We start from the raw sequence: 19,358 nt of genomic DNA, 5'->3' as shown, positions 1-19,358 counted from the left end.
ATTCAATTAAGTTAGTTTTATAGACTTATGGCTACCCTTACAATTGAAATTATAACATAAAATAATCGTCGCATAAACAGTTATTGTTCAGCTTTTAAGTATATTTTAAATTCAACTAATACTACTACAGAATTTAATTTCATCCTCTCATGGAACGGATAAGCTCTTTAATTTGGGGTTAAAACATCTGAAAGCTGAAGCTTTTATAATCCCAACATAAGTCGAGTAGAAAAATTTTGAAATATTTTAAATACAACCCCCTATTCCTATTGTAATGCAAATCTGGTTTTATCCAAGTTTTTTCGCTGCTAAAATTAATTCTGCACGACAAATATATCTAGTATCAAGTATTTGATATCTGTTTCTGTTTAATAATTCTTTTAAATTCAATAAAGTATAATGAGTTATATGTTCATCCGCATATCCACTCGGAACAAAAAGTTTATAAAAATATTCAATGATTAGCCAGGCAAGCTTATGATAATCCGGGGTTCCCAGGATGAGGACACCATTCGGAACTAAAACTCGATTGATTTCATTGAACCAAGTCGTATTATTCTGCAGATGTTCAATAACCTGGGAACATACGATGATATCTATAGAATTCGTTTTAAATGGCAAAGAAAGTATTGTCGTATTAACCAACGATAATAACCCAAATGTGTCCAGTTGATATCGCAAATAGCGGAGTTTATTGAATTGGATATCCGCACCAATTAGGTATGGAACTTTTTGAACTAGATAACTCGACCCACAACCAATATCGAGAATACGTAACTTACGGTTTGGGTGAATATTTGAAATCTGCAATTCGAAATTCGCAATAAATTTAGTTATAATAGCCACCCGTTTTCGTTGCCAATATCGCTGCAATGGAATAATACTATTATAAGCGCGTGCATCATAATCTGCAGATTGAATTGAATTTCGTAATTTCCACATTCGATAAAAGGTTCGTAAAAATGCTATCCCAAATCGTACTAACTTTGCATGGGTTTTCCCTTGTAACCGAGGATAATAATGAAACGGAATCTCTAGGATGCGATATCCTTCTGCATAAGCGCGTATTAATATTTCTTCTAGGACATCAAAATCTCGGGATATAAGGTGCCCGGTTATTTTCTTAAGCGATTCTGAACGATATAATCTGAATCCGCTAGACATATCTTTGATGCGCAAAGATAATCCATACGAAAAAAAATAATTTAAAATCCGACTTAAGATAAGGCGAATCCATGGCATCGTTGCTTTTCCGCCAGTGATATACCGCGAAGCAATGACAATTTCCGCTTGATTTCTGCTCTGCCATAAACTTCGAATGAATTCCGGGGCATGTGATAAATCAGCATCCATGGTTATGATCCATTTACCGCTAGCCTCTTTAAATCCATCACGGAGCGCGCCGCCATAACCTGGGGTATTCTGGCGAATATATTTGACCTGCCATTGTTCAACTAGATCAACCGTTCCATCAGTTGACCCACCATCAACCAGAATAATCTCATAATCAACCGGCAAAACAAGCTGTTGTAAAAGTTCATGCAGTTTAGGAATAAGTTGGATAAGATTAACTTTTTCATTTAAGATAGGAATGATTATAGATAGGAGCATAATAACTAAAACGGAAGAACAATAAAACGAAAAAAACTATAAGTCTGATTTTGAATCCTGCATTTGACAATTAAATTTATACCATTATTTCTTTTTAGCGATTGCGATTAATGACGCACCTAACGGTAATTGTATTTGGGCTTCTATCCAATCAAATAATGGAAGCATAAAATTAAATATACGCAATTGTATCCCGGGAAGACTTTTCCTTCTCAAAACAACGCTGTTCAACCACCATGCAAAAACACCGAATACATTATAATACTGGATATGTTCAACTGTGAATCCGCTCTGATTAAGTTTCAGAACCAATTCTTCTTTCTGATATCGGCGGTAATGGTTTAATTCAATATCAAGCCTACCCAAAAGCCACGATAACGCCGGAACTTGGATTATTAACCTACTATTATCATCCATTAATTCTGCAATATTTTTTAATGCAGTTATATCATCTTGGATATGTTCAAGAACATTCAGGCACAAAATGGTATCAAATCGTTCCTTTTTCAACTCCTCGGATGGTGAATCAATCACATTATACTGAATAATTTTAACCCGGTCATTTTCAACAATTCTTCGTTTTAATTCTACAAGAAATGTCGATGAAATATCTGATGCAACCACTCGTTCTTTGCCCAGCATTAATCGGGTATAATTTCCCAATCCGGCTCCAAGTTCTAATATACGTTGTCCTAGATATTTTTCAATATGAGAATAGACCGATTTCGTATAATTCTTTAACCTAGTTAGTTTGTATAATTCCGCTTGTTCGCGATGGAGCCGACTCATTCTACCACGAATAAGCCAGTATAACGCAATAAATCCATCTTTCCAAGTTATCTTTTTCCCTTCATCATATCCCCGACCGTCGTATGATATCGGAACTTCATATACTCGATAACGTTTACGGAAAATATATGCGGTAAATTCTGGTTCGAATCCGAAACTTTTAGATTTAAATTTCGCACCCTGGATTACTTCTCGTCGAAACGCTTTATAACACGTTTCCATATCAGTCAGATTGGTGTTATAAAGAAAATTCGTTAAAAAATTCAAAATCAGATTCCCTAAATAATGCGAAAATAAAAAAACTCGATGTCGACCGAGAAACCGCGAACCATAGACAACATCTGCCTTTCCCTGCTCAATTAACTCGATGAGTTGCGGATATTCATCTGGATAATATTCTAAATCCGCATCTTGAATAATGACAATATCACCGGTAACCTGACTAAACCCGGTCTGTAATGCGGCACCTTTCCCCAAATTTCGTTCATGGAAAATAACTTTTATATTGTCAGCTTTAATTCGTTTTAAAATATCGCGCGTTCCATCGGTGGACCCGTCATCAACAACAATAATTTCTTTTTCTATCGGAACCTGTTGAACACGATGGAGTATCTCTTCTATGGTATTGATTTCATTATAAACCGGTATAACAACTGATAATTTCATATATGATTACACCGATTAAAATTAATAGATTACACAAATTATTATTAAATACAGGCATCAAACCGAAGGACTGAAAAGCAAAAAAACATATTGTCACCGATTATGAGGTTTTAGGTTCATTAGGTTTTCCATTCTTAATCTGTCATTCATCAGCTGCTCTTAAAGAGTATTTAATTAAACCATATATTGTCCCTGGAATTGCACCTAGTTGATTGAATTGTCGAGTTATCAAGAATTTATAGATAAAATAACTGTTCATAAATAAGAGATACGCCGAGAACCGATGGAGTTTACTCCAGCTATCAACATGAATATGCCGCAAATAAAATCGGATAAAATTATGTAACCGCCAGAATGCATTCGCCCTAGCTTGATAAATTCCGCTTTGACTCGGATAATGTTTTACCACAGCCTTCGGATTAAACATCATTCTATAACCTAACTTTTTGATTTTATAACACGCATCTGGCTCATGCCATTCTGCAACTTCCTTATAACCTTCATCAAACCCACCGATTTGCGCTAACAATTTTCGTTTCAACGACATATTACATGCTTCTAAATAATCTACTTCAATAATATCTGGAATTGTGGTACATTCTGGATAATTCGGGCCAATAGAAAATGCTCCACTCCGAAAAACTTTACCCACGGCATACGGCTGTTTTTCAAGTATATAATCATAATAAAACTTTCCGATAAGCTTCCATATCGGATTTTTCCCTTCCCGAAACCGCTGATTGAAATATAATAAATCACGATACTCAAGTCGTTCCTGCGGAATGAGTGTCGGTCCCGTTACCCCACCGATTTTTTCAGATATCTGAAATGTCCGAACAATTTCCGCTAGCCATTGCGGAGAAACTACAACATCATCATCAGTTCGAACTACAATCTCGCCTTTTGCAGTCCGCCAAGCAATATTCATCGTCGGGACTAAACCAAGTTTGGATGTGGTTAATTGTATATTTAATGTATGTCGATATTGTTCTATTAGTTCTAACGTACCATCTTTTGAACCGCCATCAACAATCACTACTTCAAAATCTTTATACATTTGCGCAACGAGCGAATCAAAACATTGTTTTAAACTCTCACAACGGTTATAGGTTGGAATTAATACCGAAATTAACATGCTAAGATAAAATTTGTTCCTATTTTACATTTACTCCTAAAACATTAATTATTTTGGTCTGTACCAGCTATCCGCATGACCGACTTTATGCGGAGTAGCTAGTTTCTGATAAAAATATTTCAACGGTCGTTTTCGCAGTATATGTGGTATAAGCTCAGTATCAGTTACCTTCCGGCTTTTCTGGATTAGCTTTCGTTTTTTGCGTGAACTCGGTAGGTGCATTATATTCCACCAAATTCCCTTCAAAATAAGATAGCTATCGCGACCTTGTCCCTTAACCATCAACCAGCACGCTATTGCAAGCCATAACCCGATATGCAACGGTAGTACTCGCCATATATACCATCTTCCAAAATTCTTATATAGCGTCAAAATATAATTTTTACAACCGTGAAAACGAACGTTATAATTTGCAAAATCGGGATAGAATTTCGAAGTAGTGCCAAAGGCATGGTAGACTATCGAACTTGGTATATATACAACGCGATATCCTTTCAGCCACATTCGCCATCCTAAATCTGTTTCTTCAACATAAATAAAATAATCTTCGTCAAAACCTCCAATTTCACGAACAACATCAGCACGCGCTACCATAGCTGCTGATTTCGCACTTAATATTTCTTTCATATTTTCCGCTTGTCCAACATCCAGTTCCCCACCCTGCACTTCTTGCACTAAAAAACCATATTGACTGAGATAATCACCGACATAATCGATTCGATTTGGCTCTTGCATGAGAAGCAACTTACACTGGCAAGCAGCAATACTTTTATCTTGTTCCATTACTTCAATTAGTGGAATCAACCAGTTCACATCCGGTTTAGTATCATTATCGAGAAATGCAAAATATTTCCCTTTAGCATATTCAATTCCACGATTACGCGCATAAGCTGGTCCATAATTCTTTTCAAGCGGAATCAATATGATATGTGGATTATTCGCATATTTTCCATGAATGATAGCAATCGTTCCATCAGATGACCCGTTATCAACCACGATAATTTCTATCGGCTGATACTTACTTTGGAGACATGCTTCAATACAGGAAATGAGATATTCTTTCGCATTATAACTTACAATAATTATCGAAACCAATGATGGGGTATTTACCATTTAAAAAATCAATTCTGACAAGAATTCCAAATATTCTAATAACAAAATATTGAGAACGGTTACGTTATAATTTAAAAACATATTTACTTTATACTTTCCCTCTTTTAAACTTCCCGCCTGCAAGGATATACGATAACACACCACAGCCAGCAGCAATCCCTTTAGTCAGATAAAGTAAAATTAACCCAGGCCAATATAATGGTTTCGAAAATGCCCGTTTCGAAAAATATGACCGGCGGGGAAGACTATGTGCAAGAACTAATTCTCGATCTTGTTTTAGAGCTGGAATATATGATTTTCCATGGGTATAAAAGTTGCGGATAAACTTCGAATAGGTATTAATCGAATCGTCATGGAGGAAGCTTAAATCTTTCCGAAACTTTACTTTAGCTCCTTTTTTTACCGCCTGATGATAAATGATATTATGCTCAATCGCATAAAGATTTTCTGGCCAGGTTATCTCTAGAAGAATTGAACGACGAAAAAACCGCGGGATAGCATCACCGGCAATCGGGTCGTCATCTTCTGCGGTATGAAATACCCATTTATCATAGTCAAGCAATCGCTGGAAATAGGTGTTATTGTGAATAACCTGTCGTTCGACGAACGTTACTGCATCGTAGCCGTTTTCTTCACATTCCTTAACACATTCTGCAATGAGGTTCGGTTCGATATACTGGTCAGCATCAAGAAAATAGACATATTCGCCATAACTTTCCAAAACTCCAACTTTCCGTGCCTCAGCTAAATCTCCTGCGGTTAGAATTCGAGTTTGATACCGACGAGCAATTTCGATAGTTTCGTCTGTACTATCCGAATCGATGATGACAATTTCAATATTTGGATACACTTGATTTTTTACATGGTCTAAACATTTTGCTAATGTTCGAGCAGCATTATAAGTTGGAATATTAATTGATACTAATGGATATCCCGGCATAACAAGTAAATAACAGAGTTTATGCGATTAAGTTATTTCAATTATAACCAGTTATTATACCAGAAAAAGAACCAATAAAAAAACAGCTTGGAATATATTTTTCCAAGCTGTTTACATCAATGATATTTGTTGACTTGCTTATTCATAACAATTAGTTTTGTTTTATTTCTAGCAAATCTAATTAATCTTTGCTAATAATCGCTTTCAGGATTAATCGTAACTATTTTATTTGCAATCAATTGCTCTGGATTCGAGGATAGTTATCATTTTTAAAATATTTTCCCACATCTTCATAAAAAAGATATAATTTATTGTTATATTCTATTCTTTTTTCTTTTTCTTGACGGTATTCGATGTATTTGTTATTATGGTATGTTATGAAATATAACCTAGATAAACTTACTACTCGTGAAAAGGAAGTTCTGCTTAATTATTTTTATCCTCATAAAATAGATGAGAAGATTGAGTATAAAAAGCGGATGATTGAACGCAATCTAACCGGCAGAACAGTTTTAGATGCCGGGGTTGGTAGTGGTTGGCTTTCCCTCTATTTACATCAACGTGGATTTGAGATTATTGGAATCGATTTATCAGAAAAATGTCTTTACGATTCTAAATTTCTCTTTGAAATAGAAAAAGCTACTATCCCACTCATCTTATGTCCAGTAGATAAACTTTGCTTTCACGATAAGACTTTTTCAGCTGTATTATTACTCGAAATACTCGAACATTTACCTGACTGTGTCTCGACATTGGCTGAAGTTAACAGGGTGTTAACCGATAACGGTCGACTCTTTGTCAGTATCCCAAACGGATGGACGTTCGGACTAATTTATGATCGGCTTATTTTCGGTGGTTCTGATACTCCAAACTTTGAAAAAGGTAGTTCGAAAGATTTAAGAGAAATCTTTCGAAAACTAGGAATGAAATATGTTGATTATGAAGCCGATAAAGTATTTGGACATTTACATCAGTTTAGCATTTTTTCAATAAAAAATATTTTACGGCAAAATGGTTTTATGCCAATTAAAACATATAATCTTGGCTTTTTATCACCCTATATCAATTCATTTATGTGCACTATTCTCAAAATGCATCCTAATAAAACGAAACTAATAAATAAACTTGACCAAAAAATTGCTCCGTTTGTGCCACAATGTTTAGCTAGCGGATGGCTTATTGTTTGCAGAAAAAATAACAATCAAGATGAATACTAAATAGATTGAAACTGACGCACAATTTTATGAAATATGATGGATATAATATTGCAATCTATCAGTTAATCTCTCCGCAGTCTAATGTCCTTGACATAGGCTGTGCAACAGGGCGACTGGGTGAACGGCTTAAGTTGGAAAAGAACTGTTTCGTTTCGGGTATCGAATTTGACCCGATATTAGCTGTAGAAGCTGAACAACGATATGACCACGTTCTTATTCTCGATTTAGAAAAAATGGAAACGTTACCTTTTGAAACTAATTATTTCGATTATATTATCTGTAGTAATGTGCTGGAACATATTCGTAATCCAGAAGAGGTTATCGAAAAAAGTAAACCGTATCTGAAAGACCAAGGAAAATATATTATCGCATTGCCAAATATCGCGTTTATCTCAGAACGGATTAAGCATCTATTCGGTAGATTCGAGTATTCTGCAAATGGTGGATTAATGGATGTAACCCATGTGAAGTTATATACGTTGAAAACGGCAAAAGAACTGATTCATCGGACGGGATTAACTATCGAACAAGTTATTCCAAGCAGTGTAACTCGTCCACAATATTTTTTTCTGCGGTATTGTGCCCAAATTTGGAAAACTTTATTCGCGTTAGAATTCATTTTTATCTGTAAAAAGAGATAAACTATGTTTACCGCTAGTCCGTTTAAATTAAGTATATTTTTACAATGTCCACAGAAGTATAAGTTTACCTATATCGACAAATTAGCCGCTGAGTTTCGAACTCCTCGACCATATTTCACAATGGGAGAAAATGTACATAGTGCGTTACGTGATTTTATGGGATACGTTCCTATCGAAGAACGAACTGAAGAGCGGTTACATCATCTACTCCGAAGTTATTGGAAAAAAAACCGAAAAGGGTTCGAAAATGTTGAAGAAGAAAAGAAATGGGGCGAAAAAGCACTCGCAATGTTAACCCGATTCTATCAAACCCAAAATTGGAAATTCCGCCCGCTGGCAGTTGAACAAAATTATGAAGTTCTGGTTAATCCAGACCTGAGTTTATCCGGAAAAATAGACCGAATTGATGCTGAACCTGATGGTTCAATCACGATAATTGATTATAAAACCGGAAAAGAACCGAATGATGTCCAAACTTATCTGCAAGAAGATATTCAGCTTCTTGCGTATAGTTATCTAGCGCAGAAACAATTTAATCGTCGGGTTCAATCCGCCTCCTGTTTATATCTCCAAACCGGAAATTTAGTAAGTATCGAACCGAATCAAGAAATGATTGAATTTGGACTGAAAAAAATCTGTAAAATTGTTTCGCAGATTATTATGGAAACAGAATTCACTCCCCAGATTAATCCATTCTGTCGTTTATGTGATTTTATTTCTATTTGTCCAAGAAGAACTGAAATTGAATCTGTGGTAAAGGAAACCGATGAAGAAGATTTACCTTTTTAACCAGAGAGCACGAAGCTAGAAAAAGAAGCCGTCTAATTAAATACTTGGAAATAAACATGACAACATCCAGCCATCGTTATTAGCTTTTACTACGGAATCGGACGAGAACTCCTACTGAAAAGAAAAATACCGCTATACTAATTAATTGCGCTACGGTAAAATAGCTTAATACCAAACTATCAATTTCATCTCCACGAAACATATCCAGCCAGAACCGAAGAAATGAGTAAAGGATAAGATATGACCAGAAGACTTCTCCATCGAACTTTTTATGTTTCCTTAAAGAAATCAGAAAAATAAAGGTTAAGAGTGCAAAGAGTGAATAGTATAGTTGTGTCGGATGTCGTGGAATAAAATTTTCTGCCGGTAATCCATTGAGATACGGAAAAATTACCCGCCAAGGGATTCGTAACGCAGGTTTACCATAACAACATCCGTTGAGAAAACACCCGATACGTCCAAATATTTCTCCTAACGCTACTCCCGGAACAATAATATCTGCTATTTTCCATATCGGCAATTTTTGCCGCGCAAGATACCATATTCCAACAGCAACTGCGGTAATAACGCCACCAAACATACTAAATCCACTCCGCGAAAAAATGATTTCTAGCGGATGTTCAATAAAATATCCCGGATAACTAATTACAAACAATAACCGTGAGCCGATTATCGCTGCGGCAATTAACCATAGGGATAAATCAAGGATTTTTTCCGGGTTAACCCCTTCTTTTTTCGCACGGCGCATCGCATAAAGAATCCCGATAATAAACCCGGTTGCGAGCATTACCCCGTACCATCGTATTGGACCAAAAAATACTGGATGCATACGTCAATAGAACCCGAATGCCAAAATCTAGATGTTAAACTACACTCGAATTTAAAAATCAAAACAGAACCAGAAGTAAATTAGGTAAGAAAAAGGTTAATTATTCTCTGCAGAATTCTGACTTCTTGCTCCCGTTTTCTGACTTCTGGTTTTAGTCATCAGTTCGATGATAATTATCCCGACTCCAACACATATCGCCGTATCGGCAAGGTTAAACGCTGGCCAATGATAATTCCTAAAATGAACATCAATAAAATCTACTACTTCTATTCTAAAGATGCGATCGATAAGATTCCCCACCGCTCCACCTAGAATGAACGCTAAACCTATTTTCGACCATTGAGAAATCTGGGATTGATATTTTATGGTATAAAATAATATTCCAGCTATGGCAATAACTGAAATAATGATGAACAGTATTCGTTGGTCAGGAAATATCCCAAAGGCAGCACCGGGATTAGTAGTATACACAATATCGATGAAACCGAACCAGCTGGATAACATTCTACTACCCAGACCTTCTTGCGATTGGGCATAGGTAATGATTGCGAGTTTAGTTATCTGGTCAAATATAACTATTATCCCTGCTATGATAAAAAACTTTATGGAAAAAGATTTCACAGAGTATTAATGTTCAAATTCTACTAATTACAACTTTTTGAAAATATGGAAACATGAATGGTTTGAAAAAAACTAACATCGTATTTCTTCTTCGCGCTCCTCGCAAGAACCACTTGCAATTTAACTGATTTATAAGCGGTTAACTATTTAACCGGTGATAACCTGTGCACATCGAGCGCAAACCGTCGGATGCGCTTTATTTTCTCCAACAGTTACACTATAATTCCAACATCGGTCACATTTTTTACCGTCCGCTGGTGCGACCTGAACTTCAATCATCCGGTCAGCTGGCAACCGCTCTTTCACATCCAGCGTTACCTGAGAAACAATAAAGATACTTGCTAAGTGCTCTTCATATTTTGTTAACAATTGAATAAGGGTTTTATCCGCGACGGATAATTTCACTTTTGCATCAAGCGAATGCCCGATTTGTTTTTCTTTCCTAGCAACTTCTAACGCTTTTGCCACCTCTGTTCGGATTTGAATTAATCCAGCCCATTCACGTTCTAAATCCTGATTCAGATACATCTGATTAACTGTTGGCATAGTTGTGAGATGAACACTCGGCTCTTTCTGTTTCAAAAAAGGCCAGATTTCTTCTGCGGTATATGATAAAATTGGTGCCATGAGTTTAACCATCGCAAGTCCGATTTCGTAGAGAACAGTTTGTGCTGCACGACGTTCTATAGATTCAGATTTTGAAGTATACAATCTATCTTTCAAAATATCGAGATAGAATGCGCTCATTTCAACAGTACAGAACGTATACAGTGCCTGATATACGCGATGGAATTCGAATTGATTATATCCGTCAGTACATTCGGCAATCAATTTCTGAAGTTGATGTAACGCCCAATGGTCAATAGCTAAAAGTTGATGATATGTCACTGCGTTTTTATCTGGATTAAAATCATATAGGTTTCCGAGAATAAAACGCATGGTATTTCGAATTTTACGATATGCTTCTACTAAAGGGGTTAAAATTTCGTTTGATAAATAGATATCCGTCGTATAATCGCCGGATGCAAACCATAATCGAATTACATCAGCACCGTATTGATCAATCAACTCTTGTGGAGAAATAACATTCCCCGCGGACTTCGACATCTTCTTGCCTTCCGCATCAAGAATTAAACCATGGGTTATACAAATATGATATGGTGCCTGATTTTCTAAAGCAACCGCAGGTAATAGCGATACTTGGAACCAACCCCGATGCTGGTCTCCCGCTTCAAGATAAATCTCACAGGGGAACCCGAGCTGAGGTCGTTCTTGCAAAACTGCTGCCCAGCTTACGCCAGAATCAAACCAAACATCTAAAATATCGGTTTCTTTTTTTAGCTTTTTGCTATTACATTTTGGACACTGAACCCCATTTGGGAACAAATCTTCTATCTCTTTACTAAACCAAACATCTACCCCTTCTTTATCAATCAATGATAATAACGTGTCTATGTGTTCTAAGGGTAACCAGCCATGCGCACAATGTTCACAATATAATGCTGGTATAGGAACTCCCCATGCCCTTTGTCGAGATAAACACCAATCCGGTCGTCCAGCAACTAAATTATGTATCTTATCATGACCCCATTCAGGAATCCATCGAACTCTATCTATTTCAGATAACGCACGGGTTCGGAGATTATGCTTGTCAACATCGAAAAACCATTGCCGAGTCGCACGAAAAATGAGCGGATGTTTGCATCGCCAGCAATGTGGATATGCATGAGATATAGTATCAGAATATAACAATAATCCCTGCCGTTTCAGACATTCGATAATGAGTTTATTTGCAGCAAAAACCTTTTGTCCATGCCACTGCCCTGCTTCTTTAGTAAATACACCGGAATCATCTACTGGAGAAAGAATTGGTAATCCATATTTCTCTCCAGTAATATAATCCTCCTGCCCATGGCCGGGTGCAGTATGAACACATCCTGTACCGGTATCCATTTTTACATAGTCGGCTAATACACACAACGAATCTCCTTGATGTAACGGATGTTCAGCTTTTAATCTTTCGAATTTATTTCCACTAATGGTTCCAAGAATCCCATAATCTTTAATATGCATAGATTGCATTGCGGTTTCAACTAAAGCTTTTGCAATAATATAATTTTCGCCCTTAGCGCGAACTACCGCATACTCTTCATTCGGATTAAATGCAATTGCGACATTTGCTGGTAGTGTCCACGGCGTTGTAGTCCAAATAATGACATAAACCGGTTCTTTTCCAATATGCCGCGCTAGTTCATCTCCCGGGTGCCACGGAACTGATTTTAGTTTAAATTTTACATAGATTGACGGTGAAGTGTGGTCAGAATATTCAACTTCTGCCTCCGCTAATGCGGTTTTACATTCAGTGCACCAATGTATCGGTTTAAGCCCACGATAAATATATCCTTTTTTCGCCAGTTGGATAAATATTTCTACTATTTTCGCTTCATAATGCGGTACCATAGTGAGATATGGATTATCCCAATCACCGAGCACCCCTAATCGCTGAAATTGTTCACTTTGAATCGCTTGATATTTTGCCGCGTATTTCCGACACAATTGCCGTAATTCGACTTGTGAAACTTGTTTCTTCTCTTTTCGAAGATTCTTAATAACCTGATGTTCTATTGGCATCCCGTGACAATCCCATCCCGGAACATACGGGCTATCGAATCCTTGCATCGATTTCGATTTGACAATAATATCTTTAAGCACCTTATTAAAAGCTGTTCCCAGATGCACTTCACCGTTAGCATACGGCGGCCCATCATGAAGTACATATTTCGGGTTACCGCTACGAAGTTGACGTAATTGATGGTAAATTTTCATTTTCCGCCATTGTTCGAGAATAATCGGTTCTTTTTGTGGGAGATTCGCTTTCATCGGAAATTCAGTTTTCGGTAGATTCAAAGTACTCTTATAATCCATAAACTACTCCATCCTAAAGAAAATTCTTTTCAAGTATAAGAATTTAAATATTTTATATTAAAGAATAACGCCATTCATGTCAAGAAATCTTATGTATGGATATCCTATATCAGCGTGATTAAAAACAAAATTTCTACTTGAATAATGACTACATATTAGATAAAAATAAACTGAAGTTCTGTAATCCGTTTCTCAGGTGGACTTTATTGTACAACCCGGAGCTTTTAAAACGCAAAATTTATGAATATCATTCATTTTATTAAAGTTAATCAAAATCACCATTGGTGAGTTTGATGGGATAGAAATAATCAGTTCTGTATCTTTAACTGCCAAAAATGATAACCCGAATTGTTCAGTTTAATTCGGATTTACCTCTGCTTGCTTGAACCGAAGATTTCAATGTGAAGAAATAACTAAATTGAAGGTAAGATGATTATTTCAGTCAATGTTGATGAACAACATTGAAATGGTTATATGCTATATAAAAAATTTGTACTGTTAGAATTGGATTAAAATCTACCAAATAGTAGCAATACGGTTAAATCTAAATTATAACCTTTATCAACCAAATTATCTGACCTTCCAACCTCTGACATTAGGTGTTTAAATTCTTTTTTATTTTATTCTTGCTTCAACCGCTCTCCAATCAATATTTCTGAAGAAAGCTTCAATGTATTCCGCTCGTTTTAACCCATAATCAAGTAGAAACGCATGCTCGAAAACATCCATTATCAGCAGTGGATTGCACCCAGCTAAATGGGCAACATCATGTTCATTAATCCAGACATTGATTAGTTTCCCGTCCATTAAATCCTGATACAGAACTACCCAGCCGATACCGCGCATCGTTCCAGTCGCTTTAAAATCTTTCTCCCAATTTTCATAACTGCCAAATTGTTCCGTTAGTTTCTTGGCGAAACTACCCTCTTTATTAATCGGAGTTTTCCCACCAAGATTTTCGAAATACAATTCATGCAATCGCATTCCATTAAACTCCCAACCAAACCGTCGTTTTAATTCCGCAAATTCTGGAGTCCCGCTCTTCCCTTCTTTTGTTAACGCATCAAGCGCATCTAACACTTTATTGGTATTGGTTACATACCCTTGATATAATGTAAAATGATTTTTCAGCAAAGATTCGCTAAACCCTGCTATCCCGATAAGTTTTGTATAATCTTTGGCAGTGTAAGCCATGTTTTAATCCTCCTTATAACAGTGTGATATAGTTGCAATGTAGGATAATTATTACCATAATTTCATAACGTTTGTCAAAAGGAAAACAATTTTTATGCTTATACAACAGAACCTGAATCCAATTTTCAATCTATTCTTAAATGCAAACAACCCCGGATTAATACCAAGCGCTAAAATATTCTATAACCCCGAACTTAAATTCGGGAAGGTGCATAGGGTTATACTGTGAGTTTTAAAGCTAATTTTAAATGGATAAAACGTAAAACTTTGAATCTCTCTAATGGAGATAATGAAATGAAATGGTAGAAACGGAAGGAGAAAAAAATGGAATTCCAATGGTTACAGCTTACTCAGCACCGGATACACGTAATTCGCGATAGGTCAATCGTGACTAATGGATATTACAATACGGGGTTGCTGATGTACAACCTAGCTATGAATGGCTCAGATAAGTTCGAACATCAATTCAGGAGTAACAGGAAGTTTGCAGAAGGTTGATGAATCCAATTTAATACCTTAGGTATAATAAACTACGCTCAAACATTGCTTATGCGTTTCTTATTAACGTGAACCATATCGATAGTTCAATTTCTATGCTATAATTTCTAGGTATGCATACTGATAATTTGAAGGTTATATTAAATCAAATCAAATCCGGAAAATTAAGTGTCGAAAAAGCTATTGAAAAACTTCGCACCCTACCCTATGAAGATTTGGGATTTGCGAAACTCGATCATCATCGACATCTTCGGCAAGGGTTTCCAGAAGTAATATTTTGCCAAGGGAAAACGTCTGACCAGATATTGCGAATTATCAGTCGGTTTGTTGCGAGTGGACAGAATGTATTAGCCACCCGAGTTGCTAAAGATGTTGCTAAAATTGTAAAGAAAAAATTCCCAAAATCTGAATATAATGAGTTAGCTAGAACAATCGCAATTAAACAGAAGCAAGTTAAACTCTCCTCTGGTATAATCGCTATAGTTTGCGCCGGAACATCTGACATCCCTGTTGCAGAAGAAGCTGCGGTTACTGCAGATCTTTTTGGAAATAAAGTTGAACGGGTCTATGATGTCGGAGTCGCTGGATTACACCGGTTATTAGATAAAAAAGATATCCTTTTTGCAGCGAATGTGATTATCGTTATTGCTGGGATGGAAGGAGCATTAGCGAGTGTAGTTGGCGGATTAGTTAATTGTCCAGTTATAGCGGTTCCAACAAGTATTGGGTATGGTGCAAGTTTTGGTGGCCTAGCAGCATTGTTAGCGATGCTTAATAGTTGTTCGAGTAATGTTGCGGTAATGAATATTGACAACGGTTTCGGTGCCGGTTGTTTTGCCAGCTTGATTAATCGTCATAAATAAATCAAATGATAGCTAGTAATCCAAATAATCCGACGAATACTATCTGTTCATTTGGTTTTTGCATAGCGTTATGAAAATCGCATATTTTGATTGTTTCTCTGGAATCAGTGGCGATATGTTCCTTGGAGCATTAGTGAACGCTGGTGTTTCTATTGAATCATTATCCACTGAACTTCAAAAATTAAATTTAACTGGATATAAACTACTAGCAAAATCGGTCACTAAACATGGTATTACTGGAACGAAAGTCGATGTTATCATTGAACAAGAACGGCAGTTTAAGCATATTGCCGAAATCCAAGAATTAATCAACAATAGTACTCTGAGTAATAGAATTAAACAAACGAGTATAAATGTTTTTCAACGGTTAGCTGATGCGGAATCGAAAGTGCATGGGGTAACTACTCCGCAGGTTCATTTCCATGAAGTAGGCGCACTTGATGCGATTATCGATGTTGTCGGCAGTATTATCGGGATAAATTTATTAGGGATCCAAATTATCTATGCATCGAAACTGAATCTGGGAAATGGATTAGTTAAAACAAAACATGGTACATTTCCGATTCCTGCACCAGCAACGGTAGAATTGGTGAAAGGAATCCCAGTATATAACCTTGGAATTGAATATGAATTAGTTACCCCAACCGGAGCAGCGATTATCACTACAATTGCTGAAAAGTTCGGTACTATGCCAGCCATGGAAATTAACGCGATCGGATATGGTGCAGGAGACTTGGAGATACCTGAAATTCCAAATTTCCTGCGGGTATTTATTGGTAAAAAAGTTGAACCTCAAAAAGAAGAAACGATAACAGTTATCGAAACAAATATTGATGATTTGAATCCACAGTTCTATGGATATCTAATGGACAAATTGTTTGCTGTTGGTGCTCTGGATGTATATTATACCCCGATACATATGAAAAAGAACCGGCCAGGAATATTATTATCAGTTTTAACCAATGCAGCTAACGTAGATAAATTATCGGAAATCATCTTCGCTGAAACTACAACCTTCGGGCTTCGGATATATACTGCGCAGCGGCAGACTCTCGACCGAGAATCGGTTCCCGTCCAAACTAAATATGGAACGATAAATATTAAAATCGGAAAACATAACGGTAAAATTGTTTCTATAGCGCCGGAATATCAAAATTGTTTATTAGCCGCTGAGAAAAACGGTGTGCCAATAAAAGAAGTTTATCAAGAAGCAATTGAGCAGCTTAAAAATAAATGATTGAATGAAACAAATCATTGTTGTTTTATTCTCTCTGTTCTTTCTGTGACCAAATTTCGCCTATTTACCCTTTTTACCAAGCCTCTGCTATTATAGAGATAACTTCTTGAATAGTATTCAGCTGATTTATTCGATTACGTAATTGCGTTGCATCTTTCCATCCTTTAACATAGTAACATGCATGTGCCCTGAAAATCCGAATACCGCGTTGTTCTCCGTAAAAATCTACGATTGCTTTGAAATGTTCAATGATAATTTGTTTTTGTTCTTCTCGATTCTGGGGAACTGGAAAAATCAAATCTGCGGATGGATTGTATAATTTAATTGCTTCCGCAAATATCCAAGGATGACCCAACGCACCACGAGCGAACATAACCGCATCGCATTTGGTTTCATTGAGCATCTTTATAGCATCTGCAGCTGTTTTAACATCACCACTTCCGATAACCGGAATAGATAAATGTCTTTTTATTTTTTTAATTACCGACCAATCAGCATTACCGCGAAATCCTTGTTGTGCAGTTCGTGGATGCAACGATATTGCTTTAATTCCAACCTGTTCTAGTCGTTGTGTAAGTTCTCCTAATTCATCTGAATGGTCATCCCATCCAGAACGAAGTTTAACTGTAACTGGCACTGGAACACTATCAACTAGAGCAGTAGCGAGTTTAAGCAAAAGCTCAGACGATTGTAACAATGCGCTTCCCGCCCCTTGTTTAACTACTTTTTTCACTGCACAACCACAATTTAAATCTATGAAATCAGCTCCATATGCAACTGCAAGTTTCGCTGCTTTTCCAAGAATATTAGGTTCATTTCCAAATAACTGAACCGCTAACGGTTTATCTTCAGGAGAAGAGCGGAGGAGTTCGTTAGTTTTTCTATGCTCCCGGACTAATCCGGCAGCACTAACCATTTCGGTATATGCTAACGTTGCACCATACTTCCGACATAACAATCGAAATGGTAAATCGGTATATCCCGCCATTGGTGCGAGAATAAAAGGATGGATTATCTTATAATTACCTATATACATAACCATATACTAGTCGAATAGTTTGAATGAATATGGTGATGAGAACAGTATGTGTAGTTGTAAATATCAGATTGATAGGAGAACAAAGTGCATGAATCCGATACCCTGATGACTTGGTGTTTATCCCCGGATAATCTGAATATTTTAGGTTATTTAACCATTGAAGTGGTTAACTCTCTAAGATTTACCCCGGCGCTAAGTTCGCTACTGCATTCATATCGTATCCGGCATAAGGATATCCAGCTTGAATCTGATAATATCCAGCAGCAGCTACCATCGCCGCGTTATCCGTGCAAAGTTTCGGCGAAGGTATCCACAGCGAAAGATTATGTTTTTGGGCAGCTTTCGTCATTTGATTTCGCAAATGAGAATTAGCAGCTACGCCACCGGAAACGATGATTCCCTGTACTTTTTTCTGGATTGCAGCATCAATAGTTTTCTTTACCAGAACATCGACCACCGCTTGTTGAAATGAAGCACAGATATCTTCAAGGTTGACTGCTTCTAAACCTAGTGGATGTTTTTTTAAATAATATACCGCTGAAGTTTTCAACCCGCTGAAACTAAAATCAAACCCATATTCCTCTAAATAAGGCCGTGGAAACTTAATGGCGTTCGGGTTTCCTTGTTTTGCTAATCTATCTATTTCCGGTCCTGCAGGATATCCTAATCCGAGAATTTTCCCGACTTTATCAAACGCTTCACCTGCCGCATCGTCATAAGTTTTCCCTAACCATTCATAAGTACAATGTTTAGGCATATAAAACAAATCAGTATGCCCGCCAGAAACAACCAATGCTACCAAAGGAAAGGAAATCTCTTGATGATCAATAAAACTAGCATAGATATGCGCATGGAGATGATTGACTGCCATCATTGGGATTGAATGAGTCAAACGGATCGATTTTGCAACAGTTATCCCGATTAACAGCGAACCGACTAAACCCGGTCCCTGAACAACCGCAATTGCATCGATATCTCGCAAATCACATTGAGCTATATCTAACGCTTCTTGAAGTATCGGAAGAACCGTATTCAAATGCGCTCGTGAAGCTATTTCTGGAACGACACCACCATATTTCTGATGTAAATCGACTTGCGATAAGACAATGTTTGAAATAATCGTCGTTCCATCTTTAACCACTGCAACTGCGGTTTCATCGCAGGAGGATTCAATGCCAAGAATAAGCATAATAAAAAAGTATAAAATCTAATGCTCTAATGTCTAAAGGAATCAGCTGTTGTAGCTGGATT

The 19,358-nt window shown here is 36.8% G+C and carries 16 protein-coding genes; 5 read left to right on the top strand and 11 right to left on the bottom strand.

Annotation, left to right across the window (positions count from 1 at the left end; genetic code table 11):
* Positions 1–288: 288 nt before the first annotated feature.
* From N3A72_09805 to N3A72_09785, 5 genes are all read right to left on the bottom strand, one after another.
* The gene (locus N3A72_09805; protein ID MCX7919876.1) at positions 289–1,611 is read right to left on the bottom strand and encodes a glycosyltransferase; all 1,323 of its coding nucleotides are present in this window, start codon (positions 1,609–1,611) and stop codon (positions 289–291) included.
* A gap of 84 nt (positions 1,612–1,695) precedes the next feature.
* On the bottom strand, positions 1,696–3,066 hold the full coding sequence (locus tag N3A72_09800) for a glycosyltransferase (GenBank protein ID MCX7919875.1): 1,371 nt from the start codon (positions 3,064–3,066) through the stop codon (positions 1,696–1,698).
* Positions 3,067–3,208: 142 nt separating this feature from the next.
* The gene (locus tag N3A72_09795; protein ID MCX7919874.1) at positions 3,209–4,201 is read right to left on the bottom strand and encodes a glycosyltransferase; all 993 of its coding nucleotides are present in this window, start codon (positions 4,199–4,201) and stop codon (positions 3,209–3,211) included.
* A 48-nt stretch (positions 4,202–4,249) separates the two neighbouring features.
* Positions 4,250–5,314, bottom strand: coding sequence for a glycosyltransferase family 2 protein (locus tag N3A72_09790; GenBank protein MCX7919873.1), 1,065 nt, complete (start codon positions 5,312–5,314; stop codon positions 4,250–4,252).
* A gap of 88 nt (positions 5,315–5,402) precedes the next feature.
* Positions 5,403–6,254, bottom strand: a complete 852-nt coding sequence (locus N3A72_09785; GenBank protein MCX7919872.1) for a glycosyltransferase family 2 protein — start codon at positions 6,252–6,254, stop codon at positions 5,403–5,405.
* A gap of 377 nt (positions 6,255–6,631) precedes the next feature.
* Here N3A72_09785 and N3A72_09780 point away from each other — a divergent pair, with 377 nt between their 5' ends.
* The 3 genes from N3A72_09780 to N3A72_09770 are packed head-to-tail and all read left to right on the top strand — an operon-like array spanning position 6,632 to position 8,901.
* Positions 6,632–7,471, top strand: coding sequence for a class I SAM-dependent methyltransferase (locus tag N3A72_09780; protein MCX7919871.1), 840 nt, complete (start codon positions 6,632–6,634; stop codon positions 7,469–7,471).
* 26 nt (positions 7,472–7,497) lie between these two features.
* Positions 7,498–8,112, top strand: a complete 615-nt coding sequence (locus N3A72_09775) for a class I SAM-dependent methyltransferase (protein ID MCX7919870.1) — start codon at positions 7,498–7,500, stop codon at positions 8,110–8,112.
* Between the two features lie 3 nt (positions 8,113–8,115).
* Positions 8,116–8,901 carry a PD-(D/E)XK nuclease family protein gene (locus N3A72_09770; GenBank protein ID MCX7919869.1) on the top strand — a complete coding sequence of 262 codons (786 nt, stop codon included), beginning with the start codon at positions 8,116–8,118 and terminating at the stop codon, positions 8,899–8,901.
* Between the two features lie 79 nt (positions 8,902–8,980).
* On the opposite strand, the gene lgt is transcribed toward N3A72_09770, so the two are convergent.
* From lgt to N3A72_09750, 4 genes are all read right to left on the bottom strand, one after another.
* Positions 8,981–9,730 (bottom strand): prolipoprotein diacylglyceryl transferase, encoded by a 750-nt coding sequence (gene lgt, locus N3A72_09765; protein MCX7919868.1) that lies wholly within the window; start codon positions 9,728–9,730, stop codon positions 8,981–8,983.
* Between the two features lie 96 nt (positions 9,731–9,826).
* A complete protein-coding gene (gene lspA, locus N3A72_09760; GenBank protein MCX7919867.1) occupies positions 9,827–10,351 on the bottom strand; it encodes a signal peptidase II in 525 nt (174 codons plus the stop codon).
* A gap of 147 nt (positions 10,352–10,498) precedes the next feature.
* On the bottom strand, positions 10,499–13,276 hold the full coding sequence (gene ileS / locus N3A72_09755) for an isoleucine--tRNA ligase (protein ID MCX7919866.1): 2,778 nt from the start codon (positions 13,274–13,276) through the stop codon (positions 10,499–10,501).
* A 615-nt stretch (positions 13,277–13,891) separates the two neighbouring features.
* On the bottom strand, positions 13,892–14,470 hold the full coding sequence (locus N3A72_09750; GenBank protein MCX7919865.1) for a Fe-Mn family superoxide dismutase: 579 nt from the start codon (positions 14,468–14,470) through the stop codon (positions 13,892–13,894).
* 611 nt (positions 14,471–15,081) lie between these two features.
* Between N3A72_09750 and larB the strand changes: the two genes are divergently transcribed.
* Entirely contained in the window at positions 15,082–15,831 is a 750-nt protein-coding gene (larB, locus tag N3A72_09745) for a nickel pincer cofactor biosynthesis protein LarB (protein MCX7919864.1), read from the top strand.
* Between the two features lie 70 nt (positions 15,832–15,901).
* Positions 15,902–17,068, top strand: a complete 1,167-nt coding sequence (gene larC / locus N3A72_09740; protein ID MCX7919863.1) for a nickel pincer cofactor biosynthesis protein LarC — start codon at positions 15,902–15,904, stop codon at positions 17,066–17,068.
* Between the two features lie 73 nt (positions 17,069–17,141).
* Here the strand turns inward: larC and dusB are convergent, their stop codons facing one another.
* Both dusB and tsaD read right to left on the bottom strand, forming a co-directional pair.
* On the bottom strand, positions 17,142–18,104 hold the full coding sequence (gene dusB / locus N3A72_09735; protein MCX7919862.1) for a tRNA dihydrouridine synthase DusB: 963 nt from the start codon (positions 18,102–18,104) through the stop codon (positions 17,142–17,144).
* Between the two features lie 184 nt (positions 18,105–18,288).
* Positions 18,289–19,296 (bottom strand): tRNA (adenosine(37)-N6)-threonylcarbamoyltransferase complex transferase subunit TsaD, encoded by a 1,008-nt coding sequence (gene tsaD / locus N3A72_09730; GenBank protein ID MCX7919861.1) that lies wholly within the window; start codon positions 19,294–19,296, stop codon positions 18,289–18,291.
* Positions 19,297–19,358: the final 62 nt, after the last annotated feature.

Source organism: bacterium, assembly GCA_026416715.1.
Taxonomy (GTDB): domain Bacteria; phylum UBP4; class UBA4092; order JAOAEQ01; family JAOAEQ01; genus JAOAEQ01.
This window is presented reverse-complemented; position numbering and strand designations above follow the sequence as displayed.